Below are 25,848 nucleotides of genomic sequence, written 5' to 3'. Positions count from 1 at the left end.
GGATGATCGCCTCCCCGTACGCCGAGCAGCTCGCTCGCATCCCGGTTCGCGGGCACCGCGTCGACGTCGAGGGCACCGAGACCGCGTGGTGGGAGTACGGACCGGCGGATGCCCCGGTGCTCGTGCTCGTGCACGGCTTCCGCGGCGACCATCACGGCCTCGAGCCCGTCGTCGCGCAGCTGCCCGGGTTCCGCATCGTCTCGCCCGACCTGCCGGGCTTCGGCGAGTCCGCGACCTTCGCCGGACGCCCGCACGACATCGAGGCGTACGCCGCGTGGCTCGCCGCGTTCCTCGAGACCGTCGGCATCACCGGTCCCTACGTGCTGCTCGGCCACTCGTTCGGCTCGATCGTGGCCGCGGCCGCCGTCGCACGCCGCCTCGCGCCCGAGCGGCTCGTGCTCGTGAACCCCATCGGGGCGCCCGCCCTCGAAGGGCCGCGCGGCGTCATGACGCGCCTCGCGGTGCTCTACTACCGCACGGCGGCAGCCCTGCCCGAGCGGGCCGGATTCTCGCTCCTGCGCAACGGCGCGATCGTGCGGGTCATGAGCGTCACCATGGCGAAGACCCGGTCGAAGACGCTGCGCCGCTGGATCCACGACCAGCACGACCAGTACTTCTCCGCCTTCGGCGACCGTGACGCGGTGCTCGAGGCGTTCCGCGCATCGGTGAGCCACGACGTCAGCGAGTACGCCCGCGACATCCGCGTGCCCACCCTGCTCGTCGCGGCCGAGCGCGACGATGTCACGCCGATCGAGGCGCAGCGCCGGCTCGTGACGCTCTTCCCCGACGCGACGCTCGAGGTCATCCCCGAGGTGGGGCACCTCATCCACTACGAGACGCCCGGCGACGCGGCGACGCGCATCCTGCGGTTCCTGCGCTCCGGAGCGCGGGCGTGAGGATCGTCGTCGACTGCCGCTACGTCCGCATCGGCCACCACGACGGCATCAGCCGGTTCACCGCGGGCATCGTCACGGAGCTCGGGAAGCGGCATCCGCTCACCATGCTCATCAGCGACCACCGCCAGCTCGAGATGCTGCCGCAACTGCCGTGGCAGCTCGTGAGCTCGCCCACGAGCATCCGCGAGCCGCTCGTGGCGCTCCAGGTGCGCAAGCTCCGCCCCGACCTCGTGTTCACGCCGATGCAGACCATGGGCTCGTGGGGGCGCGACTACAAGCTGCTGCTCACGCTGCACGACCTCATCTACTACGAGAACCGCACGCCGCCGCACGACCTGCCCGCGCCCGTTCGCCTGCTCTGGCGCCTCTACCACCTCGCCTGGTGGCCGCAGCGGATGCTCCTCGATCGCGCCGACGCGGTCGTCACCGTGTCCGAGACGACGGCGGGCCTGATCCGCGAGCATCACCTCACCGAACGGCCCGTCACGGTGGTGCCGAACGCAGCAGACGATCTCGGAACGCCCGCGCTGCCGCGTGTGCGTCCAGCAGGCAAGCGGCTCGTGTACATGGGCTCGTACATGCCGTACAAGAACGTCGACACGCTCGTGCGCGCCGTCGCCGCCCTTCCCGACCATGAGCTGCATCTCGCGAGCCGCATCAGCCGCGACGAGCGCGAGCGGCTCACGCGGCTCGCCCCGCAGGCGCGGCTCGTCTTCCACGACGGCGTGTCGGATGCCGCGTACGCCGAGCTCCTCCGCGGTGCCACGGCGCTCGTGCACGCCTCGCGCGCCGAGGGGTTCGGCATCCCGCTCGTCGAGGCCATGCGGCTCGGCACGCCGGTGGTGGTGAGCGACATCCCGATCTTCCGGGAGATCGGCGGCCACGCCGCCATGTACTTCGACCCCGACAGCCCCGAGGCCCTCGTCAGCGCGCTGTGGGGGCTCGAGCGCGACGGCGAATGGGAACGCCGGTCCGCGGCATCCGTCGAGGTCGCCGCGAAGTACAACTGGGCGACGTCGGCCGAGAAGCTGCTCGACCTCATGCGGCGCACGGTCGGACCGGGCGGGCGTCGCCGGCGCGCGCGGCGGGGTCGCGTGCGAGGCTGAGGGCCCCGCGCGTCGCTCAGCGCAGCAGCGCGTCGGCCATCGCGGTGAGCGTCTCGCCGGCACCGGCGTCGATCTTCACCGTCGCTCGGCCGTCGGCCTTCGTCACGCCGCGGTTCACCACGACGATCGGCATGCGACGACGCCGCGCGAGCTCGATGAGGCGGATGCCCGAGTTCACGACGAGCGAGGAACCCGCGACGAGGAGCGTGTCGGCGCCCCGTACGAGCGAGGCGGCCGCGTGGAACGTGTCGGTCGGCACGAACTCGCCGAAGAACACCACGTCGGGCTTCAGGATGCCGCCGCACACCGTGCACGCCGGGATCGCCATCGACTCGACATCGTCGACCTCGACGTCGCCGTCGGGCGACGGCCGGATCGCGAGGTCCAGGTCGACGTGCGGGTTGAGTTCGGCGAGTCGGTCGGCGATGGCCTGCCTGGCGTAGTGCTGGCCGCACGTGAGGCAGCGCACGCGATCCATGCCGCCGTGGAGCTCCACGACGTGGCGGCTGCCCGCACGACGATGCAGGCCGTCGACGTTCTGCGTGACGACGCCCGGCACGACCCCGTTCGACTCGAGTCGCGCGAGGGCGCGGTGCGCCGAGTTCGGCTCGGCCGCGGCGAAGTTGCGCCAGCCGAGGTGGCTGCCGGCCCAGTAGCGCTTGCGCGCGGTCTCCGAGGCGAGGAAGGTCTGGAACGTCATCGGGGTGCGCACGGGTGCGCCCTCGCCGCGGTAGTCGGGGATGCCCGAGTCGGTCGAGACGCCGGCGCCCGTGAGCACGGCGACCTGCGCGCCGCGCATGAACGAGACCGCCTCGTCGAGCAGGTCGTCGGTGCGCGCCGGAGCTTCCAGGCCGGATGCCATGTGGTCTCCCTTCGGAGTGTCCTCAGTGTAAACGCGTCGGTTTTCCGGTTTGTTTCATGCAACTGGCAGGCTGGAGGCGAGGAGACGCATGCACATCGAACGAGTCCGCGACGCGGCATCCGACGAGGTGGCCGACTACGCCCGGCTCACCGACGTCTCGCTGCGCAGCGCGCACGAGCCGGCCGCGGGGCTCTACATCGCCGAGTCGGCGAAGGTGATCCGCCGGGCGATCCACGCCGGGCATCGGCCGCGTTCGGTGCTCATGGAGGAGAAGTGGCTGGCCGGCCTCGAATCCGAGCTCGCGCCGTTCGAGATCCCGGTGCACCTCGCCGACCCCGACCAGCTCGAGGCGATCACCGGTTACCGCGTGCACCGCGGCGCGCTGGCGGCCTTCGAACGGCCCACGCTGCGCGATCCGGCCGAGCTGCTGGCGGGTGCGCGGCGGGTCGTGGTGCTCGAGGACATCGTGGACCACACGAACGTCGGCGCGATCTTCCGCAGCGTCGCCGCGCTCGGCGCCGACGCCGTGCTCGTCAGCCCGCGGTGCGCCGACCCGCTCTACCGCCGCAGCGTGCGGGTCAGCATGGGCACCGTGTTCCAGGTGCCGTGGACGCGCCTGCCCGAGTGGCCGGAGGCGGGGCGGATGCTCCATGCCCACGACTTCTCGATCGCCGCGCTCGCCCTCGCCGAGGAGGCCGTCTCGCTGCGCGAGCTCGCGGCCGATCCGCCCGAGCGACTCGCGCTCGTGTTCGGCGCCGAGGGAGACGGGCTGAGCCGCGTCGCGCTCGACGCGGCCGACCGGGTGGTCACGATCCCGATGGCGCACGGCGTCGACTCGCTCAACGTCGCGGCCGCCGCCGCGGTGGTGCTGTACGCGCTCGCCGTCGACAAGGAGCCGGCGGATGCCTGAGCGCGACGCGCGCAGTGACCGCGCGAAGATGTACCGGCGTCGCCGCATCGTCGTGTTCGGCGCGCTCGCCATCGTGCTCGCCCTCATCGTCACGGGCGCGATCTACACGGCGAGCGCGCTCGGCGCACCGGTTCCGGCGGCCGCGCCCGAGGTGACCGATCCGGCGCCGGTCGCGGCGTCGCCGCAGCAACTCGCGCTACCGGGCTTCGGCAGCTACGCCGTGGGCGCCGTCGGGTTCGACGGACTCCTCGCCGCAGGTGCTGAGGGGGCATCCGTGCCGATCGCGAGCATCACCAAGGTCGTCACGGCCCTCGTGGTGCTCGAGGCGCACCCGATCGCCCCCGGCGAGGGCGGGCCCGAGATCGCCTACACCGACGCCGACGTCGACATCTACTGGGACATGGTCGCCCAGAACGGCTCGGTCGCTCCCGTCGCCGCAGGCTCGACGCTGACCTTGCGTGAGAGCCTCCAGGCCATGATGCTGCCCTCCGGCAACAACTACGCCATCTCGATCGCGAACTGGGCGTTCGGCTCGGTCGAGGCCACGGTCGAGCGCGGCAACGCCTGGCTCGCCGAGCACGGGCTGAACGCCACCCGGGTCGTCGACACCAGCGGCCTCTCGCTCGACAACGTCTCGACCGCCGCGGACCTCGTGAAGCTCGGCGAGCTCGCGCTCACCGATCCGGTGCTCGCCGAGATCGTGGCGACGCCCGCGGTCGACATCCCCGAACTCGGCACGCTGAAGAACTCGAACAAGCTCCTCGGTACTCACGGCGTCGACGGCATCAAGACCGGCACGACGGATGACGCGGCGAACCTGCTCTTCTCCGCGGACGTGCCGGTCGGCTCCACGTCGGTCACGATCGTCGGCGTGCTGCTCGGCGGGCGGACGCACGCCGTGCTGAACGACGCCATCGCCGCGCTCCTCGATTCGATCGCGCCGGGCTTCCACGAGGTCGCGCCCCTCGAGGCGAACCAGCCCCTCGCCGAGTACGCCACGCCGTGGGGCGACACCGCTCGCGCACGCACGACCGGCGGGGCATCCGTCGTCGTCTGGAGCGACACCCCGGTCGATGTGGAGGTGCAGGCGGAGCCGGTGACCCTCGCGTCGCGCGGCGAGGAGGTCGGCACGGCGGTCGTGCGCGCCGGCACGCAGGAGATCACCGTGCCGCTCGTGCTCGACGCGACGCTCGATGATCCGGGCGCGTGGTGGCGCCTGACGAACCCGGGCGCCTTCGACGCCGCTCGGGTCGCTCAGTCGGGCACCGAGTAGGGTCCGGCCGCGGGCCGCTTCGCCGAGACCGAGTCGCCCGATGACTGGTGCCGGATGCGCCGCAGCACCCACGGCACGAGGTACGCGCGTGCCCACGAGAGGTCTTCGACGCGAGCTTGGCGCCACGTGCTCGTGGGCAGCGGTTCGGGCTTCATCGGCTCGAGGTCGTTCTCGACGTTGAGGGCGTCGAGCACCATGCGCGCCACGGTGTGGTGGCCGAGCGAGTTGAGGTGCAGGCGATCGGGCGCCCACATGCGCTGGTCCTGGATCTCGGCGAGCGCCCACTGGTCGGCCACGATGCAGTCGTGCTTGCGCGCGATGGCCCGCAGGTTCTCGTTGTAGATGGCGACCTTGCCGCGGATGCCGCGGAACACGGGGGAGAAGCCGACATCCACGCCGGTGAACAGCACGATGGTGGCGCGGTCGCGCGACAGCCGCTCGATGGCGTGCTCGAATCGCGCGGCGATCTCGTCGGGGTCGGTGCGCGGGCGGATGACGTCGTTGCCGCCCGCCGAGATCGTGATGAGGTCGGGCCGCAGCTCGAGGGCGGGTTCGACCTGCTCGTCGATGATCTGCTTGATCAGCCGCCCGCGGATCGCGAGGTTCGCGTACGCGAAGTCCTCGGTGCCGCGGGAGAGCACCTCGGCGACGCGGTCGGCCCAGCCGCGGTGGCCGCCGGGTACGCCCGGCTCCGGGTCGCCGATGCCCTCGGTGAACGAGTCGCCGATGGCGACATAGCGCGACCAGGGATGCTGCTGCGTGATCATCCGTCCATTGTGCCGCTTCCGCAACGGCGCCGTCGGTCGTACCGCACAGGCCGGTTCGAGGATGTCGGAGCCCTCCGCTACGCTCGGATCCAGTGAGCACTGCGACCCCTTCCGGCCATCTGCCGGGCACGTCGGCCGCCGAGCACCTCCCGCCTTCGTTCCCCGCCCGCGCCCCGTGGGGAACGGCGAACAAGCTCCGTGCGTGGCAGGCCGAAGCCCTCGAACAGTACCTCGCCGAGATGCCGCGCGACTTCCTCGCGGCCGCCACGCCAGGCGCCGGAAAGACGACGTTCGCGCTCCGGCTCGCGGCCGAGCTGCGGGCACGACGGGTCATCGACCGCATCACGGTCGTCGCGCCCACCGACCATCTCAAGCGGCAGTGGGCGGATGCCGCGGCGCGCGCCGGCATCCGGCTCGATCCCGGGTTCCGCAACGCGCACGGGCAGACGGCGCGGCACTTCCACGGCGTCGCGGTGACCTACGCGCAGGTCGCCATGCGGCCGGCGCTGCACCGGGAGCTCACCCTCTCGGGGCGCACCCTCGTCATCCTCGACGAAGTGCATCACGGCGGCGACACGCTCTCGTGGGGCGATGCGATCCGCGAGGCGTTCGAGCCGGCGACGAAGCGGCTCTCGCTCACGGGCACGCCGTTCCGCTCCGATACGGCGCCCATCCCGTTCGTGCGCTACGAGCCCGATGCGCAGGGCGTGCGCCTCTCGAAGACCGACTACGACTACGGCTACGGCCGTGCCCTCGCCGACGGCGTCGTGCGTCCGGTGCTGTTCATGGTCTACGCCGGTCACATGCGCTGGCGCACCCGGGCGGGCGACGAGATGGAGGCGAAACTCGGCGAGGACAACACGAAGGACATCACCTCGTCGGCGTGGCGCACGGCGCTCGAGCCGACGGGCGAGTGGATCCCGGCGGTGCTCGCCTCGGCCGACCGCCGTCTCTCGGAGGTGCGGCACGGCATCCCCGACGCCGGCGGACTCGTGATCGCGACCGACCAGTCGACCGCCCGTGCGTACGCGCAGATCCTCGAGGGCATCTGCCGCGAGCCCGTGACGGTGGTGCTCTCCGACGAGAAGGAGGCCAGTGCGCGCATCGAGGAGTTCTCGAACAACACGCGCCGATGGATGGTCGCCGTGCGCATGGTGTCCGAGGGGGTCGACGTGCCCCGGCTCGCCGTGGGCGTGTATGCGACGAGCGCGTCGACGCCGCTGTTCTTCGCGCAGGCGATCGGCCGCTTCGTGCGCGCGCGCCGCCGCGGCGAGACCGCGTCGGTGTTCCTCCCCAACGTGCCCACCCTCATGAACCTCGCGTCGCAGCTCGAGCTCGAACGCGACCACGCCCTCGACCGCCGCAGCGGTGACGACGATGACGACGGGCTCGACGACAGCCTGCTCGAGACGGCGAACCGCGAGGAGCGCGCGTCCGAGGAGGCGGGCCTCGGCACGTGGGAGGCCATCGGGTCGGATGCCTCGTTCGATCGCGTGCTCTTCGACGGCACCGAGTTCGGCACGCTCGCCGAGCCCGGGAGCGACGAGGAGTACGACTTCATCGGCATTCCCGGCATCCTCGAACCCGAGCAGGTCTCCGAGCTCCTCCGTCATCGGCAGGCCAGGCAGGCACGCCGTGCGGGAGAGCGGCGCAGGCAGGTGCTCGACCACGAGGAGGAGCGGCCCGAGCCCGTCGCCCTGTACCGCACGCTGAAGGAGCAGCGGTCGCTGCTCAACAGCCTCGTCGGGCTCTGGGCACGGCACACGGGCGAGCCCCACTCGCAGGTCCACGCCGAGCTCCGGCGGGTGTGCGGGGGACCGGCGGTGGCGCAGGCGACGGTCACGCAGCTGCAGGCACGCATCGAGTTCCTGCGGAAGCGTCTCGGCAGCCGCTGAGGCGTTTCCGGTCGTAGATCGCGGCCTGCCCGCGACCTCCGCGCATGTGCGAGCATGTCCCACATGGACCGCCGCACTCGCGTGCTCGTCGTCGCCATCGTCGTGTCGTTCATCGCGTTCCTCGATGGGGCCGTCATCAACGTCGCCCTGCCCGCGATGGCCGCGGAACTGGGCGGCGGGCTCCTGCTGCAGCAGTGGGCCGTCGATGCGTACCTCCTCACGCTCGGCGCGCTGATCCTGCTCGCGGGATCGCTCTCCGACTCGTTCGGGCGGCTTCGGATCATCCGCATCGGGCTCTACGGCTTCGCGGCGACCTCCGTGCTCTGCGCCATCGCGCCCGACGGCGTCGTGCTCGTGATCGCGCGTGCCCTCCAGGGTGCGGCCGGTGCGCTGCTCGTGCCGAGCTCGCTCGCCCTCATCATCTCCACCTTCCCGCACTCGGAGCAGGGCCGTGCGATCGGACGGTGGACCGCGTGGACCACGGCGGCGTTCCTCGTGGGGCCGCTCTTCGGTGGCGCGCTCGTCGACCTGGTGTCCTGGCGGCTGGTGTTCTGGATCAACGTGCTGCCGATCGCGGTCGTGCTCCTCGTCATGCGCCCCCTCGGCCGTGATGCTGCCAACCCCGATCATGCGCGCATCGACTGGGTGGGCGCCGCACTCGGCATCGTCGGCCTCGGCGGCACGGTGTTCGCGCTGATCGAGAGCGGCCGGCTCGGCTGGTCATCGGCGGGCGTGCTCGTGCCGCTCGTGGTGGGCGTCCTCGCGCTCGGCATCTTCGTCTGGTGGGAGCGGCGCGCGCCGTACCCCATGCTGCCGCTCACCCTGTTCGCAGCGCGCAACTTCGCGGCAGGCAACCTCGCGACGCTCTTCATCTACGCATCGATCGTGCTCGGGTCCTTCGCCATGACGATCTTCCTGCAGGAGACCGGCGGCTTCAGTGCGACCCTCGCGGGTCTGGCGACCCTGCCACCGACGGTCATCCTCGTCGTCCTCGGCGCGTGGTTCGGCACGCTCTCGACGCGGTTCGGACCGCGAATCTTCATGACGACGGGGCCGATCGTCATGGCGGCGGGGTACCTGCTCACCGTGACGGTGCAGCCCGAACTGAACTACTGGGTGCACTTCCTCCCCGGGATCCTCGTGGTCGGGTTCGGGCTGGCGATCACGGTCGCGCCGCTCACCTCCGCGATCCTCGGGGCGGTCGACCCCGCTCGAGCCGGCATCGGCTCCGCCGTGAACAACGCCGTGGCGCGCATCGCAGGGCTCATCGCGATCGCGAGCATCGGGGTGATCGCCGGCGCGCAGCTCGATGTCGGCGGGTACCGCCGAGCCGCGGTCGCGGTGGCGGCGTTCCTCCTGATCGGGGGAGTGATCTCATGGGTCGGCATCCGCAATCCGTCGGTCGCCCATGTCGAGGCCGGCCGCGAGGGGCACGCGGACGCCCCTGCTCCGCGGCCGTCCGACCCCTCGCCCGGCGTGCCTGACTGAGTCGTCCGTCGCATTCTCAGGTCGATATCGAGGTGTGAGTTTCGTCAGATCGGGGTGCATTCGCAGCTTCGTCTCAGCATTGAAACGATCCATCGAGCCACCCATAGACCGGACTCCGGACCGATCCGTTCCGGTCACCGGCAGGAATTGCCCGGCCAACCCATGGATCCAGACGGACTGACCGGTCGCGCGAGCCGAGGAAGCGCACCATACGAGGCATCCCGAACGGTGGCAACCCCCGCCCCATCACTCGTGGTGGGCGAATCGCCGTGCCTACCGTGGAAGGAACCCACGGGGTGCTCGCAACCCGAATCGCGACATCCGGACGTGGGAGGTCGATGCAGACCACGGAACCGAGGACCGCAGCGCGGTCCGGCCGAGATTCGCCCCGACCATGAGGAGCCCCGATGCCCCAGCCCGTCACCGAGAACCCGACCCCGCCGGCCATCGACTGGTCGGCGTTCGACTGGAACGCCGTGCTCGAGTTCTTCACCGTCACCGTGCCGGAGTGGTACGCGATCGTCGCACCGTACTTCCCGCTCGCGATCGCCGGGACGATCGTCTGGGGACTCTGGTTCTGGCGCTTCCTCCTCTCGAGACGCGCCAAGCCGATCGTGAACGACCATCGCGCCACCACGTCGGTCGTCGTCCCCTCGTTCCACGAGGACCCCGACATCCTCATGCAGTGCCTGGAGACCTGGCGTGCGGAGGATCCCGACGAGATCGTCATCGTGCTCGACGTCGCCGACCTCGAGGCCTACGACCGCATCGAGGCACTGGGCGACGAGCGCGTGCGCCCCATCCTGTTCGACCACGTCGGAAAGCGGTCCGCCCTCGGCGCGGGCATCAGGGAGTCGCAGTACGACATCCTCGTCCTGACCGATTCCGACACCTTCTGGCGTCCGGGCCTGCTCGCCCACGTGCAGATGCCGTTCGTCGACCCGATGGTCGGCGGCGTCGGGACGCATCAGAACGTCTACCAGCGGGACTCGAGCCTCTGGCGTCGCATCGCCGACTGGCTCGTCAACCTCCGCTACTACGACTACGTGCCCGCCATGGGCCGGGCCGGAGCGGTTCCGATCCTCTCGGGCCGTACCGCCGCCTACCGCCGCGCCGCCGTGATGCCCGTGCTGCACCACCTCGAGAACGAGTTCTTCCTCGGCCGCCGGTGCATCGCCGGCGACGACGGGCGTCTCACCTGGCTGGTGCTCGCCTCGGGCTACAAGACTGTGCACCAGCCGCGCGCGCGAGCGCTCTCGATGTTCCCGGCGACGTTCCGGGCGTTCGTCAAGCAGCGCGTGCGCTGGAGTCGCAACTCGTACCGCACCTACTTCACGGCCATCGGCAAGGGTTGGCTGTGGCAGGTGCCGTTCATCACGAAGGTGACCGTGCTGCAGATCCTGCTCACCCCGGTGACTATGGGCCTCACGCTGTTCTACCTGCTGTTCGCCCGCCTCGAGCTCACTACGGTCGGCATCCTGGCGGCGGTCGCGTGGCTCCTGGCCGGCCGGGGCATCCGTGGATACTCGCATCTGCGACGCGTCCCCAGGGACATCCTGGTCCTCCCGGTACTCGCACTCACCGTCATCTTCATCGCACTGCCCATCAAGCTCTACGCCTTCGTCACGATGAACAAGCAGGGCTGGCTGACGCGTCATGCCCACCAGACCGGTGGTGACGGGCAGGGCTCGGCGTCCCTCGTCACCTCTCGGACGTCCAGCGCAGTGCGCAGCATCCGCGAACCCATCGGTCAGGAGGTGGAGGCCGCATGACCGGATTCCGACGCTTCCTCCGAACGCTCGCACTCGGCGTGCTCATCGTGGTCGTCGCCCTCGGCGGTGGCATCCTGCTTCGCGACCTCGAGCCCATCGACGCATCCGGACGCAACGAGATCGCGTCGAACGGCACGGTGCAGGGCCGCCTCTATCCGGGTGACCCCCAGCGCGAGGCCGAGCTCGTCGCGGCCGAGGCCGCGCGGCTCGACGAGATCCGCACCATCGCGTCCACCGTCCCGTGGCACCTCGACGACGTGGAGGGGCCGTACCGCGTCCCGACGTCGCCCGCTCCGACGCTCGTGCTCCCCGAGCGTGACGACCCGTACACCTTCGCGGACCTCCGCGAGCTGGCCCCGGAGTCCCTCGTCGAGCAGCCCGACGGTGCGTTCCTGCTCAGCGAGCACGTCGTGGCACTGCCCGGCGCGGTGCTCGACCTCAGCACCGAGAGCCCGCTCACCATCGGCCTGGCGAGCAGCGGAGACGCGTTCGTCTCGATCGTCGCGCTCGGCGGCACCCTCGAGGTGACCGGAACCGAGTCCGCGCCCGTCACCTTCGTGAGCCGCGACACCGCAAGCGGCGCGCCGGACATGCAGACGGCCGATGGCCGCGCGTACGTCCGCGTGATGGGCGGCAGCGCAGAACTCAGCCACGCGCGCTTCAGCGATCTCGGATTCTGGAGTGGGAACACGGGCGGACTCGCGCTCACGGGGCTGGAGGAGTCGTCGCAGGACCTCCTCGCGAACGCCCCGGTCGAGCCCACCGACGCCGAGGGCGGCGCCCCCACCCTCTCAGCCGAGGAGCTCGAACCGCTCCTCACCGACGACGAGCCCGCGACGGGTCCGGTGAGCGCGACACTCCAGGACGTGACGTCGACCGGCAATGCCTTCGGCCTGTTCGTCTCGAGGGCGACCGAGCTCACCGTGCGCGGATCGCACATCGAGGGGAGCCTGGTCGACGGCCTGGTGTTGCACCGTTTCGTCACTGCCGGCACCATCGAGGCGACCGAGTCCATCGGGAACGCCGTCGACGGCGTGGCCATCGATCGTTCGAGCTCGTCGATCGCCCTCACCGGCGTGACGTCGTCGGGAAACGGCCGCAACGGCATCTCGTTCGACGGCCAGCCGCTCGCCGATGGACCGAGCGCCGGCGGCACTCCGGTCGCCGCATACGGCGACCTCCGCGTCGATGGCAGCACGGTCGCCGACAACGCCAGGTACGGCATCGAGGTCAGCGGTGGCGAAGGGATCGCGATCAGCGGCACCCACGTGTCGGCGAGCATCGTCGGCATCGTGCTGAATCACGGCGCGCGCAACGTCGAGGTGTCCGGCAACACCCTCGACGATCAGGAACGGCAGTCCATCGCCCTGCGCCAGGGCGTCGAGGACGCCCGTATCGCGGGGAACGACATCTCGTCGGTCGACACCGGCCTGCACATCCGTGACGCCGCTGCGGCGGTGTCGCAGAACACCTTCTCGGATGTCTCCAACCACGCGGTCACCCTGACGGGCACCGCGACGGGCACCCAGGTCACCGACAACAGCATCGCGGGGCACGGATCCACTCCCGTGTACGACGACGCCGTCGGCGGTCGCATCGCGGGCAACGACGTGGAGCAGTGGGAGACGCCGCCCACGGTCGATTCCGTGCTCAGCGTCCTCCTGCAGCCGCTCACCGTCGTGTGGGTCGCGCTCGCGCTGCTGCTCCTGTTCACGGCGCTCACCGGACACCGCCGCCGCGGCATCCGTCACCCGTACGCCGACCGCACGCCGCTCACCGAACTCAGCAACGGCGTGGTTTCGCCCAAGACCCTGAGAGGTGCACGATGACCGACTCCGACCATCGAACCGATGCGAGCACCCGCGCAGTCCGCCGCAAGCGCGTGGTGCTGTTCGCCGTGATCGCCGCCGTCATCGCGCTGGTGGCCGGGGGCATCGCCATGGCGTGGGCCGCAACCGGCAGCGGCGACGGGAGCGACCGCACCGCCGCGAGCCGGTCGCCCGAGAAGAGCTCGGAGGGCAACGAATCGTCGGCCCAGGCGACCCCGGGAATGGACGAGGAGTGCCCCGAGCCGACCGTCGAGGTCGCGTCCGCGGAGGAGCTCCAGGCGGCGCTCGACGCGGCGAAGCCCGGCGACGTCATCTCCCTCGCCGCGGGCACCTATGAGGGCGAGTTCATCGCGTCGGTCGACGGCGCGGCGGACGCGCCCATCACGGTGTGCGGCACCGCCGACGCCGTCCTCGACGGCGGCGGCATCACGAAGGGATATGTGTTCCACCTCGACCGCGTGGCGCACTGGGTGCTCCAGGGCTTCGCCGTGCAGAACGGACAGAAGGGCGTGATGGCCGACGGGACGACGAACTCGGTCATCCGCGGGCTCACGGTGTCCGGAACCGGGGACGAGGCCATCCACCTCCGGGCGGCGAGCACCGAAAACCAGGTGATCGGCAACACGATCAGCGACACCGGCCTGCGCAAGCCGAAGTTCGGCGAGGGCATCTACATCGGCACGGCCGAGAGCAACTGGTGCGACATCAGCGACTGCGAGCCGGACCCGAGCGACCGCAACCTCATCGAGGGCAACACGATCACGGCGACGACGTCGGAGGCCGTCGACATCAAGGAGGGCACGAGCGACGGGATCCTGCGCGGGAACACCTTCGACGGGGCCGCCCTCGTCGAAGCGGACTCCTGGGTCGACGTGAAGGGGAACAACTGGATCATCGAGGGCAACACCGGCACGAATTCGGCGGCCGACGGCTTCCAGACGCACGAGATCCTCGACGGCTGGGGCACGGGAAACGTGTTCCGCGAGAACAGCGCGCAACTCACCGGCTCCGGTGTCGCGTTCGCGCTCGAACCCGAGCGCGACAACGTCGTCGAGTGCGGCAACACGGTGTCCGGCCCGGATGCCGAGCTCACCAACGTGGAGTGCCGCGACTGACGCCGGAAGAAACCGAACAGCCAACCCGAACGAGCACCCGACTCATCATCCGATCCGCGAGGAGACCGCCATGTCCAACCCCGACACCATGAACGCCCATTCCCATACGCCCGTCGTCGAGCACCCGCGCCTGACGGTGATCGGCGCCGGATACCTCGGCGCCACCCATGCGATCTGCATGACGGTCCTCGGCTACGAGGTCCTCGGAGTGGACGTCGACGAGGCGAAGGTCGATGCACTCCGCTCCGGCACCGTGCCGTTCTTCGAGCCCGGGCTGCAGGAGCGGCTCGCGGAGGCCCTCGACTCGGGCCGGCTGAGGTTCACCGCCGACTTCGACGAGGCGGCCGAGTTCGGCGACGTGCACTTCGTGTGCGTCGGCACGCCGCAGACCGAGGGTTCCCACGCGGCCGATCTCTCCGCCGTCGACGCCGCGTTCGTCGCGCTCGCCGAGCGGATCACCCGCAAGGCGCTGCTCGTCGGGAAGTCGACGGTGCCCATCGGCACGGCGGAACGCCTCACGACGCTCGTGGCCGACACCTCGCCGCTCGGCGCCGAGCTCGAGGTCGCCTGGAATCCCGAGTTCCTTCGCGAGGGCTTCGCCGTGCAGGACACCCTCCATCCGGATCGACTGGTCTTCGGCGTCGCCTCGGACTGGGCGGAGCGGCAGCTCGCCGCGGCCTTCCGGCCCATCCTCGACGACGACACCCCGCTCATCGTGGCCGACCTCGCGACCGCCGAGCTCGTGAAGGTCGCCGCGAACTCGTTCCTCGCCACGAAGATCTCGTACATCAACGCGATGGCCGAGGTGTGCGAGGCCACCGGCGCCGACGTGAACCTGCTGGCCAGGGCACTCTCGCACGACGATCGCATCGGCGGTCGCTTCCTGAAGCCGGGGTTGGGCTTCGGCGGCGGATGCCTCCCCAAGGACATCCGGGCCTTCACGCATCGCGCGGAGGAGCTCGGCGTCGGGCAGGCGGTGGCGTTCCTCCGCGAGGTGGACGACATCAACAACCGGCGCCGCCTGCGCATCGTTGACCTGATCCGCGAACTCGCGGGCGGCGAGCTCGCCGGCAAGCGCATCGGCGCGCTCGGTGCGGCGTTCAAGCCCAACTCCGACGACGTTCGGGATGCTCCCGCCCTCGACGTGGCGCGCATGCTCTATCTCGAGGGCGCGGACGTGCGCGTGTACGACCCCGAGGCGAACGCCAACGCGCATCGCGCCTATCCCGACCTCGAGTACTCGGACTCGATGGCCGAGGCCGTCGCCGACGCCGACGTCGTCGCACTCCTGACCGAGTGGGACGAGTTCCGACAGGCCGATCCAGCCGAGCTCGGTCGCATGGTCACGTCGCGGAAGATCGTCGACGGCCGGCACGCCCTCGACGCCGACGCCTACCGGGCTGCCGGCTGGGAGTTCCGCGCCCTCGGGCGTCCGTCGCAGCCCGAGACGGTGTCGCTCGCCGTCGATGCCCGCGATGAGAGCGAGGCGCTCTCCGCCTGAGGGGACGGAGAGTCGCCTCGGCGGGCGGAGTCGGCCCGCCCGCCTCAGGCGGCGTCGGCAGCGCGTGCGCTGTCGGCGCCGCCGACTGCGGCCGCGTCGAGGGCCGCCATGAGATCGGCCGTCAGGTCGTCGAGGTGTTCGAGGCCCACCGAGATCCGCACGACGCCCGCGCCGGGCTTCGCCTCGCCGGCCACCGGGCGGTGGGTGAGCGAGGCCGGATGCTGCACGAGCGAGTCCACCCCGCCGAGCGAGACGGCGTGCGTCACCAGCAGGCACGACTCGGTGAAGCGGGCCGCCGATTCGAAGCCGCCGGCGAGATCGACGGCGATGACCGAGCCGGGCCCCTCGAGCTGCGTTCCCACGAGTCCTGCCGGATCCTGCCCAGGGAGGCCCGGGTAGTGCACGCGCGCGACGGCCGGGTGGGCGCTCAGGCGCTCGGCGAGCACGCGTGCGGTCTCCTGCTGGGCGCGCACCCGCAAGGGCAGGGTGCGGAGCCCGCGGTGCAGCAGGTACGCCCCCATCGGATGCAGCAGGCCACCGGTGAGGGCACGCACGCGCCGGAGCCGTTCCACCCACTCCCGGTCGCCGGCCACGATGCCGCCCATGGCGTCGCCGTGTCCGCCGAGGTACTTGGTGGCGCTGTGCAGCACCAGGGTCGCCCCGTGCTCGGCCGGTCGTTGCAGGACCGGCGTGGCGAACGTGTTGTCGACGAGCAGCGGCACCTCGCCCGCGGCATCGGCGACGCGACGGAGGTCGAGCAGTTCCAGCGTCGGGTTGGCGGGCGTCTCGACGATGACGAGCCCGGTGTCGGACTCGATGGCGCCCGCGATGCCGTCGGCGTCGACCCAGGTCACGCGGGTGCCGAGCAGTCCGCTGTCGAGCACGTGGTCGCTGCCGCCGTAGAGCGGACGCACGGCGACGACGTGCGGGCGTCCGACCGTGACGGTCGCGATGAGCGTCGCGGAGAGCGCGGCCATGCCGCTCGCGAACGCGACGGCGCCCTCGGTGCCCTCGAGGCCGGCGAGTGCATCCTCGAATCGCGCCACACCCGGCTGCCAGAGCCGCTGGTAGACCGCCGATCGCCCCTCGCCGAGGTCCTGGCCGGTGGCGAGTTCCTCGTAGGAGAGGCCGCCGGTCTCGACCGAGCCGAGCGGGTTGGTGGTGGAGAGGTCGATGGCGGGAACGTGCGAACCGCTCTCGCGGACCCCGTCCATTCCGCCATGAACGGCTCGGGTCTCGAACTTCGACGACGATGTCTGCATCCTTCGAATGAAGCAGAATGCATCATGAACGGCAACTCGGCTTGAAGATTCGATGCGATAGAGTCGAAATCTCGAAGCATCTGCAATCACGCACACGTCCAGGAGGTCCACCGATGGCGCAACGAGCCGAACTCGACCGAGTCGACCGGGCCCTCCTGCAGGCACTGTCGACGAACGCGAGGGCGTCGGGTGCCGCCCTCGCCGCCGAGGTCGGCGTCGCCGAGTCGACGGTGTCGCTCAGGTTGCGCCGGCTGCAGAGCCTCGGCACCATCCGCGGCTACCGCGTCGACGTCGACCTCGCCTCGCTCGGGGTGTCGCTGCAGGCGCTCATCGCCGTACGGCTCGCGAAGCACGACCGCAGCGAGATCGACGCGTTCCGCTCGCAGGTGCCGCACCTGCCGGGCGTGCTCGGCGTGTTCCACATGGCGGGCGCCGACGACTACCTCCTGCACGTGGCGGCACGCGATGCCGAGGAGCTCCGCGAGTTCGTGCTCGCTCACCTCACGGGGCATCCGGCGGTCGCGCACACCGAGACGAACCTCATCTTCGAGCATGTCGACGGCGACGGCTGGAACAAGCTCGTCAGCTGACGGGCGCCACCTTCCTCCCTCCCGAATCCCGGGTTCTTGCGGGTCCACCCGCAAGAACCCGGGATTCGGAGCAGGCGGGACTAGGCGAGCGTGGTGCCGAAGGCCAGGCCGAGCAGGTAGGTGAGCGCCGCTGCGCCGAGCCCGATGCCCAGCTGCCGCAGCGCGCGCTTCAGCGGCGAGGCACCCGAGAGCACCCCGACGATCGCGCCCGTGGCGAGCAGGGCGATGCCCACGAGCACCGTGGCGGCGATGACCGCGGTCGTGCCGCTGAGGCCGAAGATCCACGGCAGCACGGGGATCAGGGCGCCCGATGCGAAGAAGCAGAAGCTCGAGACCGCCGCCGAGACACCGGTGCCGACCGCCTCGTCGTCGTGCTCCGCCACCGAGAGGGCGTCGGTCGCCGCGTGCCGGCCGGCCGCCTGCACACGCGCGACCACGAGCGCCGCCTGCTCCTGGGCCTCCTGCACGCCCATGCCGCGGGCGCGGTACACGAGGGCGAGTTCGTTGGCGTCGATGTCGAGGTCGACGAGCGCCTCCCTCGCGGTCGGGTCGGGGGCGGATGCCTCGAGCAGCTCGCGCTGCGATCGCACCGAGACGTACTCGCCGGCGCCCATGGAGAGCGCCCCGGCGAGCAGGCCCGCGATGCCCGTGAAGAGCACGACCGGTGCCGGCACGCCGGTCGCACCGATGCCGAGGACGAGCGCGAGGTTCGAGACGAGCCCGTCATTCGCGCCGAACACCGCCGCACGGAACGTGCCCGCCAGGCGACGCCGACCCCGGGCGGCGAGCCCGCGCACCACCTCGCCGTGGATGCGCTCGTCGGCGACCATGGCCGCTGTCGCGTCGGGGTCGCCGGCGTAGGGCGAGCGGGACTCGGCGCGCTGGGCGAGTGCGAGCACGAAGATCGAGCCGAAACGGCGGGCGAGCGCAGCGAGCATCCGCGTCCGCAGGTCGGCGCGCGGCACGCCCGAATCGTCGCCGTCGAGCAGCGCGAGCCAGTGCGCCTCGTGCCGGCCCTCTGCGGCCGCCAGCGCGAGGAGGATCTCCCGCTCCTCACCCTCTCGACGGGCGGCGAGTTCTCGGTAGACCGCGGCCTCCGCACGCTCGTCGGCGAGGTAGCGGCGCCACCTGGCCCGGTCGGCGGGAGAGCCCGCCCGCTCGTCCTCGTTCATCCTGCTCCACATTTCCCCCGGGAGCGGCGGACGCCCGCAGGGTCGCCCGCGCCCCGTCACGTCATCGCCGCCTGAGCGGCCTCAGCAACCATAGCGGCGCGGCGCGCGGCATCCGCCCGGTTCGCCCGGATTGGCAGCATTTCGGAGCGCCGAACGCCGCCGTGCCGGAGCTTCGTTCAGTGCCCCTGCGGCGCCGTGACGAAGTCGATGAGCTCCTCGACGCGCCCGAGGAGGGCGGGCTCCAGGTCGCCGTAGCCACGCACCCGGCTGAGGATGTGCTGCCACGCGCGGGCGATGTCGGCCTGCTCGGCGTGCGGCCACCCGAAGGCCTCGCACACGCCGTGCTTCCACTCGGTGCTGCGCGGGATGACCGGCCAGGCGTCGCGGCCGAGGCGCGTCGGCTTCACGGCCTGCCAGATGTCGATGAACGGATGTCCCACGACGAGCACATGGCGGCCGTGCGGGCCGTGCGCCACCGCGTCGGCGATGCGCTGTTCCTTCGAGCCGGGCACGAGGTGATCGACGAGGATGCCCGCGCGCCGCCCGGGGCCGGGCCGGAACTCGTCGAGCTGCGCTTCGAGCACGTCGACGCCCTCGAGATACTCGACCACGACGCCCTCGATGCGGAGGTCGGCTCCCCACACCTTCTCGACGAGTTCGGCATCGTGCCGGCCTTCGACGAAGATGCGACTCGGCAGCGCCACGCGGGCGGGTGCGGACTCGACGGCGTACGATCCCGACGCCGTTCGGGCGCGACCGGTGGGTGCCTTCGGTGCGGGACGCACGAGCTCGACGGCCTCGCCGTCGATGAGGAAGCCGTGGCCCAGCGGGAAGAGCCGTTTGCGTCCGAGGCGATCCTCGAGCACCACGTGCTGCTTGTCGAGGCCTACGACCGCCCCGACGTAGCCGTCTGCGGCAAGCTCCACGACGAGGTCGCGGACGGCTTCGACCTTCGGGATGACCCGGCGCCCGCGCGCCCGCCAGTCGCCGGCGAGCACGTCGTCGCCGTAGCGATCGGGTCCATTGGGGTCGTGGGTCGTGATCGGCACCGGACGAGGCTAGCCGACATCGGAAACCGGACGGCGAACCGACACGACCCCGGGAGTAGCGTTCGAGGATGGACTCGTCGATACGCGTGCGTCCGGCGCGTGTGGAGGACGCCGCGGAGATGGCGCGCGTGAATGTGCGCTCCTGGCAGGAGACCTATCGCGGCCTGATGCCCGACGAACTCCTCGACGATCCGGCGTTCGCGGTGGCTCGCCGACGCTTCTGGACCGCCGTCCTGACCGAGGAGCGCTCTCGCGCCGGTCGCGCACGGTTCGGGCGCCGGCGCCGCGCTCCTCGACGCCGTCATCGACCCGCAGGAGCAGGTCGTGCCCTGGGTCGCGGACCCCAACCCTCGCGCGCAGGCATTTTACCGGAAGCACGGTTTCGTGGCAGACGGCGGTGTGCAGATCGAGCACGGCGTGCGCGTGATCCGCATGGTGAGTCGTCCGTCGGCGTCACCGTCGGCTTAGGCTGTCGTGATGGCCATCGTGCGCAGCATCCGGCCGGCGACGGAGCGTGACGTCGCTGCGTTGCCCGACATCGAACGGGCGGCCGATGCGCGCTTCGACGATGTCCTCGGGCCGGATCCCTTCGGCGGGGAACCGACCACGGCTGGAGCCGAACGGGTCGCCGAACCCGGATTCGTGCTGGTCGTCGCCGAGGACGAGCACGGCCCCGCGATCGGATTCGTCCACGTCATCGAGGTCGAGGGCGCCGCCCATCTCGAGCAGCTCTCCGTGCTCGCCGAGCATGCGCGCCGCGGACACGGACGGGCACTCGTCGAAGCCGCGATCGCGGAGGCATCCACCCGCGGCAACGACCTGATGACGCTTCGGACCTACGCGGATGTTCCGTGGAACCGGCCGTTCTACGAGACCTGCGGCTTCGCGGTGCGCGCGCCCATCGACTCGCCGTTCCACCGTGGGCTGGTCCGGATCGAAGCCGAGTTCGGCCTGCTGCGGCATGGGCGACGGGTGCTCATGGCCAGGGATCTCCAGCCGGGCGGCCGGGCCTAATCCTTGCCCCTGCCCTCGGTCTTCGGCTCGTCCTTCGTGTCGCCCTCGTGCTTCTTCCCGTCGTCCTTCTTGTCGCCGTCGTCCTTCTTGCCACCCTCGTCCTTCTGAGGGGCGTCCGTGTCGCCACCTCCACCACCCTGGCTCTGCAGCAAGCTGATCTGCTCCTGGAGGCGAGCCTGTTCGTCGAGCAGCCGCTGCCGCTCGGCTTCGCTCGCCGCCGCGGCGATGGCGATCTCGAGGTCGAGGCGAACCCGCTCCATGGCGAGCGTGATCGTGTCGAACCGCTCATCGTCGACCTTGCCCTCCTTGCGGGCCTCGGAGAGCTCGGCCGCCATGCTCTCGAGCCCGTCGAGCGCGCGCTGCCAGTCGCCGGCCGCGCTCGCCTCCCTGATCGCGACGATGTGCTCGCGCAGGCCCTGCGAGGTGTCGTGGTCGTAACCCGGCGATGCGCACGACGAGAGCGACAGCGTGGCGACGAGTGCCGCTGCAGCGAAACGGTGTGTGCGCATGATCCCCCCCGGAGTCCGGCCAATCTACGCGGCGATCGCGCCCGAGTGCAGCGGGTTGACAGCGCCATTCGGACACGCCGGGAACGCGTGTGCAGCCGTCAGGCCGGCTCGGCCCCGGCCTCGGTCGCCGCGGCCTCGGGGCCCGTGATGCGTGCGGCCTCGCGACGTCGCCGGGCGAGGAGGAGCGTCCAAGCGCCGCCGGCGAACGCCACCGCGGCGGCGGCCGCGAACGCCCAGGGGATGCCCGACGATCGGGCGACGAAGCCGAGGGCGATCGGACCGAGGCCCAGGCCGAGGTCGATCGTCGCCGTCGCAGTGCCGGACGCGACACCGCGCTGGCTGGGCGTCGCCGTGGCGAAGATCGCCGAGAAGAACGCCGGCGTGCTGAAGGAGATGCCGACAGCCAGCACCGCCACGCCGATCAGGAGTCCGGCGACCGACTGCCAGGCCACCATGATGACGAGCCCCAGCCCCATCGTGCCGAGTGATCCGGCTGCGAGCGGCAGCGACGGCAGGCGGTCCGGAACCCGGGCGAAGGCGATGCGGCAGGTCACGACCACCGCACCGTAGAGGAAGAGCGCCGTGCTGAGGGCGTCGAGGCCGATCTGCATCGTGTAGAGGGAGGCGAACGCCAGGAAGCCGCCGGCTGCGATGAGGCTCGTGAAGAAGCCGATGGCGAGGGGCACGGCCGGACGGTGGATGATGGGCTGCCGCCCGTGGGCGGTCGGGCGTTCCTGCATCGTCTCCCCGACGAGGATGGACAGCCCTGCAGCAAGCACGGCGAGCACGCCCGCGCCGATCCACGCCGCCTCGTAGCTCCACATCCGCACCAGGGACTCGCCGAGCAGGGGACCGAGCGCGAGTCCGAGGTACAGCCCGAGCGAGTTGTACGACAGTGCCTCTCCGAGTCGTTTCGGGGGCGCCAGGTCGGCGAGGGCGGCGAATCCGGACACGAAGAACGCGGCCTCGCCGACGCCGGCGAGCAGTCGCAGGAAGACGATCAGCACGATGTCGTGGACCGTCGTCATCAACGCGAGGCTGGCCGCGGCGAGCATCGCGCCACCGAGGAGCATCGGCCGGCGGCCATACACGTCGGAGAGACGACCGGCGAACGGTCGCAGGAGGAGCGCCGAGACCGCGAAGGCGCCGTAGGCGATGCCGGCACCTACCTCGTCGCCACCCAGCGGCCCGGTCACGTAGAGGGGCAGGGCGAAGATGGCGACGCCGCCGGCAGTGAAGTAGGCGAGCTCGGCGACCGTCAGCGCGATGAACTGCGGCGTGAAGAGTCGCTCGGCGTGTGAGGACGATGGCGTCGAGGTGGTGCGGGGTGTGGATCGGACTCGACCCATGGGGTCATGGTACGCCCGCCCGTTTCTCGGCGACAGCTGCGCGCTCAGCGGAAGTCGCGCGACTTCGCGGGCGCCGACATGACCAGGCGTTCGAACCGGTCGGCGACGAGGTTCGTGACGCCCTCTGGCGAGCGCTCGAGGATGCCGCGCACGATCATCGCGGGCGCCTCTCGCGCCACCCGCCGGTACCGGTTCCACACCCCGACCCCGGCGATGACGTTGAGGGTGCCCGACTCGTCCTCCAGGTTCAGGAAGGTGATGCCGCTCGCCGTCGCCGGCCGCTGGCGGTGCGTGACGACTCCGCCGACCTCGATGCGCCGCCCGCTCTCGAGGTCGCGCAGCCGATCGATTCGCACGGCGCCGCGCTCGTCGAGCCCCTCCCGGATGTGCCGCACAGGGTGGTCGTCGGGCGAGATGCCCGTGGCCCACAGGTCGTAGATCACCTGCTCGGCGTCGGTGAGCATCGGCAGGAGCGGCGGCTGCACGACGACGACCGATCCGGCGAGGTACTCCTCGCGGTCCTGGGCGGCCTCACCGGCGAGCCAGAGCGCCTCGCGACGCTGCAGGCCGAACCCGTCGAACGCGCCGGCTGCGGCGAGCGCCTCCAGTTGCTCGGCGTTCAGGGCCGCGCGCCGGGCGACGTCGGCCATGTCGCGATACGGCCCGCGCGCCTCGCGTTCGGCCACGATGCGCTCGGCGACGGTCGTGCCGATGGAGGTGACGTCGGCGAGTCCGAGCCGCACCGCGAACGCGCCGTCGCGCCGGTGCTCGACCGACCGGTCGGGGGCGTCGCGGTGGAAGGCGCCGATGGGCGGCTGCATGGGATCGGTGCATGTCGCCATGCCGGTCGACTCGCGCCGTCTGCTGACAGCGCTGTCGTCGACCGCCTCGAGGCCCGCGCTCGCGCCCGACCGCAGGATGTCGGGACGGAGCACCTCGACGCCGTGCCGACGCGAGTCGGCCGTGAGCGTCTGCGGCGAGTAGAAGCCCATGGGCTGGGCGCGCAGCAGGGCGGCGAGGAAGGCGGCGGGATAGTGCAGCTTCAGCCACGAGCTCGCGTAGACGAGCAGCCCGAAGCTGAGGGCGTGGCTCTCGGCGAAGCCGAAGTTCGCGAATGCCTCGATCTTCTCGTAGATGGAGTCGGCCACGTCTGGGGCGATGCCGTTCTCGGCCATGCCGGCGTAGAGCTTCGAGCGGAGCCGTTCGATCTTCTCGATGCCACGCTTGGAGCCCATGGCCCGGCGCAGCAGGTCGGCGTCGGCGGCGCTGCAGTTGCCCACGGCGACGGCCATCTGCATGAGCTGCTCCTGGAACAGCGGCACACCGAGGGTGCGGGCGAGCACGGGTTCGAGCTTCGGGTGCAGGTAGCTGACGGGCTCCTCGCCCGTGCGTCGCCGGATGTACGGATGCACCGCGCCGCCCTGCACGGGACCGGGGCGGATGAGGGCGATCTCGACGACGAGGTCGTAGAAGCAGCGCGGCTTCAGTCGGGGGAGCGTGCCCATCTGCGCGCGGCTCTCGACCTGGAACACGCCGATCGAGTCGGCGCGGCAGAGCATGTCGTAGACCGCCTCCTCCTCCTTTGGGATCGTGGCGAGCTCCCACTCCTCGCCCGTGTGCTCGCGGATGAGGTCGAACGTGTACTGGAGCGCTGCGAGCATGCCGAGGCCGAGCAGGTCGAACTTCACGAGTCCCATCCACGCGCAGTCGTCTTTATCCCACTGCAGCACGGTGCGGTTCTCCATGCGGGCGTGCTCGATGGGGCAGACCTCGCCGACGGGCCGGTCGGTGAGCACCATGCCGCCCGAGTGGATGCCGAGGTGCCTCGGGAAGGTGAGCAGCTGCTCGGCGAGCTCGACGACGGGCCCGGGGATGTCGTGGTCGTCGGTCGACACCACCGCGCCCCACCGCTCGACCTGGCGCGACCAGGCATCTTGCTGGCCTGTGGAGTAGCCGAGCGCCTTCGCCATGTCGCGCACGGCGGCTTTCGGACGGTAGCTGATGACGTTCGCGACCTGCGCCGCGTTCATGCGACCGTACTTGCCGTAGACGTACTGGATGATCTCCTCGCGGCGGTCGGAGTCGAAGTCCACGTCGATGTCGGGCTCCTCGTCGCGGAGCGCCGAAAGGAACCGCTCGAACGGCAGGTCGAAGAAGATCGAGTCGACCGCGGTGATGTCGAGCACGTAGCAGACCGCCGAGTTCGCCGCCGACCCCCTGCCCTGGCAGAGGATGCCACGGCTGCGCGCCTCGCGCACGAGGTCGTAGACGATGAGGAAGTACCCGGGGAAGTCCTTCTGCTCGATGATGTCGAGTTCGCGTGCGAGGCGCTCACGCACGTGCTCGGGCACGCCCGGATAGCGTTTCTCGGCACCCGCCCACACGAGCTCGCGCAGCCAGCTCATGGGCGTGTGGCCGTCGGGCACCTCCTGGCGGGGCAGGCGCGGACGGGCGCTGCGCAGCCGGAAGCCGAGCTCGCCGGCGAGCGTCACCGACCGTGCGACCGCGCCGGGGTACCGCTCGAACCGCCGCATCATCTCGGCGCCCGAGCGCAGGTGCAGGCCGTCGGAGGCGGGGAGCCAGCCGTCGAGCTCGTCGAGACTGCGCCGGGCCCGCACGGCGGCGAGCGCCGACGCGAGCCGGTGCTCGCCGGGGGTCGCGTAGTGCACGGCGTTCGTGGCGAGGAGCGGCAGGTGGGCGCGCGCGGCGAGCTCGGCGAGCGCGTCGTTCGCGTCCTGGTCGAGCGGATGCCCGTGGTCGAACAGTTCCACGACGACGTGGTCGCGACCGAAGAGCGCGACGAGCCGGTCGAGCTCGCGCCGCGCGGCATCGGGCCCGTCGTGCGCGAGCGCGCGCCGCACCGCGCCCTTGCGACATCCGGTCGGCACGACCCACTCGTCGCCCGCGCGCTCGGCGAGCTCCTCGAGCGAGTAGACCGGCCGTCCCTTCTCACCGCCCGCGAGCTGGCCCGCGGTGATGGCGCTCGCGAGCCGGTGGTAGCCCTCCTCGCCGCGCGCGAGCACGAGCAGGTGCTCGCCCTCGGGGTCGGCGACGCCCATCTGCGGCTCGCTGAGCCCGAGCGAGAGCTCGGCGCCGAACACCGTCTGGAGCTCGGGGAAGCTCTCGGCGGCCTCGGCGAAGCGCACGATGCCGTAGAAGCCGTCGTGGTCGGTGACGGCGAGCCCCGAGAGGCCGAGCCGGTGCGCCTCCTCGACGAGCTGCTCGGGCGTGGAGGCGCCGTCGAGGAAGCTGAACGTCGAGTGCGCGTGCAGCTCGGCGTACGGCACGATGGGCCCGGCCGGCGCCTCGAGGCCGTCGGACGGGCGGTACGGATGCCGCTTCCGGCTCCAGGCGGGACTGTCGCCGCCGTCGGCGATGACGGTCGGCCCGCCCGGCCGACGCCGGTCGGAGAGCTTGCGCTCGAGCTCCGACCACGGGATGCCCGGATTGTTCCAGCCCACGGCTCACACCCCGCCCATCCGCTGCACC

21 protein-coding genes are annotated in these 25,848 nt (G+C 71.2%); 13 read left to right on the top strand and 8 right to left on the bottom strand.

Features of this window, described 5'->3' with window-relative positions:
• Positions 1-2: 2 nt before the first annotated feature.
• Together ACVFI9_RS10405 and ACVFI9_RS10400 are read left to right on the top strand one after the other, a co-directional pair.
• Positions 3-896: an alpha/beta fold hydrolase gene (locus ACVFI9_RS10405; protein WP_474762159.1), complete on the top strand. Its 894-nt coding sequence runs from the start codon at positions 3-5 to the stop codon at positions 894-896.
• The gene (locus tag ACVFI9_RS10400) at positions 893-2,002 is read left to right on the top strand and encodes a glycosyltransferase family 4 protein (protein ID WP_474762158.1); all 1,110 of its coding nucleotides are present in this window, start codon (positions 893-895) and stop codon (positions 2,000-2,002) included. The genes ACVFI9_RS10405 and ACVFI9_RS10400 overlap by 4 nt, the downstream gene beginning before the upstream one ends.
• 16 nt (positions 2,003-2,018) lie before the next feature.
• On the opposite strand, the gene ACVFI9_RS10395 is transcribed toward ACVFI9_RS10400, so the two are convergent.
• The gene (locus ACVFI9_RS10395; RefSeq protein ID WP_474762157.1) at positions 2,019-2,864 is read right to left on the bottom strand and encodes an NAD-dependent protein deacetylase; all 846 of its coding nucleotides are present in this window, start codon (positions 2,862-2,864) and stop codon (positions 2,019-2,021) included.
• An 88-nt stretch (positions 2,865-2,952) separates the two neighbouring features.
• On the opposite strand from ACVFI9_RS10395, the gene ACVFI9_RS10390 reads away from it, so the two are divergent.
• Both ACVFI9_RS10390 and ACVFI9_RS10385 read left to right on the top strand, forming a co-directional pair.
• Positions 2,953-3,774 carry a TrmH family RNA methyltransferase gene (locus ACVFI9_RS10390; RefSeq protein WP_474762156.1) on the top strand — a complete coding sequence of 274 codons (822 nt, stop codon included), beginning with the start codon at positions 2,953-2,955 and terminating at the stop codon, positions 3,772-3,774.
• Entirely contained in the window at positions 3,767-5,047 is a 1,281-nt protein-coding gene (locus ACVFI9_RS10385) for a D-alanyl-D-alanine carboxypeptidase family protein (RefSeq protein ID WP_474762155.1), read from the top strand. The genes ACVFI9_RS10390 and ACVFI9_RS10385 overlap by 8 nt, the downstream gene beginning before the upstream one ends.
• On the opposite strand, the gene ACVFI9_RS10380 is transcribed toward ACVFI9_RS10385, so the two are convergent.
• Complete coding sequence (locus ACVFI9_RS10380) at positions 5,029-5,814, bottom strand: SGNH/GDSL hydrolase family protein (RefSeq protein WP_474762154.1); 786 nt, start codon at positions 5,812-5,814, stop codon at positions 5,029-5,031. The genes ACVFI9_RS10385 and ACVFI9_RS10380 overlap by 19 nt on opposite strands.
• A gap of 92 nt (positions 5,815-5,906) precedes the next feature.
• On the opposite strand from ACVFI9_RS10380, the gene ACVFI9_RS10375 reads away from it, so the two are divergent.
• From ACVFI9_RS10375 to ACVFI9_RS10350, 6 genes are all read left to right on the top strand, one after another.
• Positions 5,907-7,709 (top strand): DEAD/DEAH box helicase, encoded by a 1,803-nt coding sequence (locus ACVFI9_RS10375; RefSeq protein WP_474762153.1) that lies wholly within the window; start codon positions 5,907-5,909, stop codon positions 7,707-7,709.
• A gap of 63 nt (positions 7,710-7,772) precedes the next feature.
• On the top strand, positions 7,773-9,197 hold the full coding sequence (locus ACVFI9_RS10370; protein WP_474762152.1) for an MFS transporter: 1,425 nt from the start codon (positions 7,773-7,775) through the stop codon (positions 9,195-9,197).
• A gap of 407 nt (positions 9,198-9,604) precedes the next feature.
• The gene (locus tag ACVFI9_RS10365) at positions 9,605-10,969 is read left to right on the top strand and encodes a glycosyltransferase (protein ID WP_474762151.1); all 1,365 of its coding nucleotides are present in this window, start codon (positions 9,605-9,607) and stop codon (positions 10,967-10,969) included.
• On the top strand, positions 10,966-12,798 hold the full coding sequence (locus ACVFI9_RS10360; protein WP_474762150.1) for a right-handed parallel beta-helix repeat-containing protein: 1,833 nt from the start codon (positions 10,966-10,968) through the stop codon (positions 12,796-12,798). Before ACVFI9_RS10365 ends, ACVFI9_RS10360 begins: the two co-directional genes overlap by 4 nt.
• Positions 12,795-13,913, top strand: a complete 1,119-nt coding sequence (locus ACVFI9_RS10355; RefSeq protein WP_474762149.1) for a right-handed parallel beta-helix repeat-containing protein — start codon at positions 12,795-12,797, stop codon at positions 13,911-13,913. Before ACVFI9_RS10360 ends, ACVFI9_RS10355 begins: the two co-directional genes overlap by 4 nt.
• A 70-nt stretch (positions 13,914-13,983) precedes the next feature.
• A complete protein-coding gene (locus ACVFI9_RS10350; RefSeq protein ID WP_474762148.1) occupies positions 13,984-15,414 on the top strand; it encodes a UDP-glucose dehydrogenase family protein in 1,431 nt (476 codons plus the stop codon).
• Between the two features lie 44 nt (positions 15,415-15,458).
• On the opposite strand, the gene ACVFI9_RS10345 is transcribed toward ACVFI9_RS10350, so the two are convergent.
• Complete coding sequence (locus ACVFI9_RS10345; RefSeq protein ID WP_474762147.1) at positions 15,459-16,628, bottom strand: trans-sulfuration enzyme family protein; 1,170 nt, start codon at positions 16,626-16,628, stop codon at positions 15,459-15,461.
• Between the two features lie 161 nt (positions 16,629-16,789).
• Between ACVFI9_RS10345 and ACVFI9_RS10340 the strand changes: the two genes are divergently transcribed.
• Positions 16,790-17,266 carry an Lrp/AsnC family transcriptional regulator gene (locus tag ACVFI9_RS10340; protein WP_474762146.1) on the top strand — a complete coding sequence of 159 codons (477 nt, stop codon included), beginning with the start codon at positions 16,790-16,792 and terminating at the stop codon, positions 17,264-17,266.
• Between the two features lie 80 nt (positions 17,267-17,346).
• On the opposite strand, the gene ACVFI9_RS10335 is transcribed toward ACVFI9_RS10340, so the two are convergent.
• Both ACVFI9_RS10335 and ACVFI9_RS10330 read right to left on the bottom strand, forming a co-directional pair.
• Entirely contained in the window at positions 17,347-18,438 is a 1,092-nt protein-coding gene (locus tag ACVFI9_RS10335) for a VIT1/CCC1 transporter family protein (protein ID WP_474762145.1), read from the bottom strand.
• Between the two features lie 176 nt (positions 18,439-18,614).
• A complete protein-coding gene (locus tag ACVFI9_RS10330) occupies positions 18,615-19,487 on the bottom strand; it encodes a DUF3097 domain-containing protein (RefSeq protein WP_474762144.1) in 873 nt (290 codons plus the stop codon).
• Between the two features lie 303 nt (positions 19,488-19,790).
• Here ACVFI9_RS10330 and ACVFI9_RS10325 point away from each other — a divergent pair, with 303 nt between their 5' ends.
• Positions 19,791-19,955: a hypothetical protein gene (locus ACVFI9_RS10325; RefSeq protein ID WP_474766232.1), complete on the top strand. Its 165-nt coding sequence runs from the start codon at positions 19,791-19,793 to the stop codon at positions 19,953-19,955.
• Positions 19,956-19,964: 9 nt separating this feature from the next.
• Positions 19,965-20,501 carry a GNAT family N-acetyltransferase gene (locus ACVFI9_RS10320; protein WP_474762143.1) on the top strand — a complete coding sequence of 179 codons (537 nt, stop codon included), beginning with the start codon at positions 19,965-19,967 and terminating at the stop codon, positions 20,499-20,501.
• Here the strand turns inward: ACVFI9_RS10320 and ACVFI9_RS10315 are convergent.
• The 3 genes from ACVFI9_RS10315 to ACVFI9_RS10305 all read right to left on the bottom strand — a co-directional run bounded on the left by ACVFI9_RS10315 (position 20,498) and on the right by ACVFI9_RS10305 (position 25,820).
• Positions 20,498-21,010, bottom strand: a complete 513-nt coding sequence (locus tag ACVFI9_RS10315) for a hypothetical protein (protein ID WP_474762142.1) — start codon at positions 21,008-21,010, stop codon at positions 20,498-20,500. The two genes, ACVFI9_RS10320 and ACVFI9_RS10315, sit on opposite strands and share 4 nt — an antisense overlap.
• Positions 21,011-21,108: 98 nt before the next feature.
• Complete coding sequence (locus tag ACVFI9_RS10310; protein WP_474762141.1) at positions 21,109-22,359, bottom strand: MFS transporter; 1,251 nt, start codon at positions 22,357-22,359, stop codon at positions 21,109-21,111.
• Positions 22,360-22,403: 44 nt separating this feature from the next.
• Entirely contained in the window at positions 22,404-25,820 is a 3,417-nt protein-coding gene (locus ACVFI9_RS10305; RefSeq protein ID WP_474762140.1) for an error-prone DNA polymerase, read from the bottom strand.
• Positions 25,821-25,848 lie beyond the last annotated feature (28 nt).

Source organism: Agromyces sp. NSFZ (assembly GCF_056156205.1).
Note: the sequence above shows the minus strand (reverse complement) of the source record. Positions and strands in the feature narration are given on the sequence as shown.

Excerpts from the sequence above, each read along its gene's own strand:
- ACVFI9_RS10405 (WP_474762159.1), top strand. The coding sequence starts at position 3 with ATGATCGCCTCCCCGTACGCCGAGCAGCTCGCTCGCATCCCGGTTCGC.
- ACVFI9_RS10395 (WP_474762157.1), bottom strand. The coding sequence starts at position 2,864 with ATGGCATCCGGCCTGGAAGCTCCGGCGCGCACCGACGACCTGCTCGAC.
- ACVFI9_RS10390 (WP_474762156.1), top strand. The coding sequence starts at position 2,953 with ATGCACATCGAACGAGTCCGCGACGCGGCATCCGACGAGGTGGCCGAC.
- ACVFI9_RS10385 (WP_474762155.1), top strand. The coding sequence starts at position 3,767 with ATGCCTGAGCGCGACGCGCGCAGTGACCGCGCGAAGATGTACCGGCGT.
- ACVFI9_RS10380 (WP_474762154.1), bottom strand. The coding sequence starts at position 5,814 with ATGATCACGCAGCAGCATCCCTGGTCGCGCTATGTCGCCATCGGCGAC.
- ACVFI9_RS10370 (WP_474762152.1), top strand. The coding sequence starts at position 7,773 with ATGGACCGCCGCACTCGCGTGCTCGTCGTCGCCATCGTCGTGTCGTTC.
- ACVFI9_RS10365 (WP_474762151.1), top strand. The coding sequence starts at position 9,605 with ATGCCCCAGCCCGTCACCGAGAACCCGACCCCGCCGGCCATCGACTGG.
- ACVFI9_RS10360 (WP_474762150.1), top strand. The coding sequence starts at position 10,966 with ATGACCGGATTCCGACGCTTCCTCCGAACGCTCGCACTCGGCGTGCTC.
- ACVFI9_RS10355 (WP_474762149.1), top strand. The coding sequence starts at position 12,795 with ATGACCGACTCCGACCATCGAACCGATGCGAGCACCCGCGCAGTCCGC.
- ACVFI9_RS10350 (WP_474762148.1), top strand. The coding sequence starts at position 13,984 with ATGTCCAACCCCGACACCATGAACGCCCATTCCCATACGCCCGTCGTC.
- ACVFI9_RS10345 (WP_474762147.1), bottom strand. The coding sequence starts at position 16,628 with ATGGACGGGGTCCGCGAGAGCGGTTCGCACGTTCCCGCCATCGACCTC.
- ACVFI9_RS10340 (WP_474762146.1), top strand. The coding sequence starts at position 16,790 with ATGGCGCAACGAGCCGAACTCGACCGAGTCGACCGGGCCCTCCTGCAG.
- ACVFI9_RS10335 (WP_474762145.1), bottom strand. The coding sequence starts at position 18,438 with ATGAACGAGGACGAGCGGGCGGGCTCTCCCGCCGACCGGGCCAGGTGG.
- ACVFI9_RS10320 (WP_474762143.1), top strand. The coding sequence starts at position 19,965 with ATGGCCATCGTGCGCAGCATCCGGCCGGCGACGGAGCGTGACGTCGCT.
- ACVFI9_RS10315 (WP_474762142.1), bottom strand. The coding sequence starts at position 21,010 with ATGCGCACACACCGTTTCGCTGCAGCGGCACTCGTCGCCACGCTGTCG.
- ACVFI9_RS10310 (WP_474762141.1), bottom strand. The coding sequence starts at position 22,359 with ATGGGTCGAGTCCGATCCACACCCCGCACCACCTCGACGCCATCGTCC.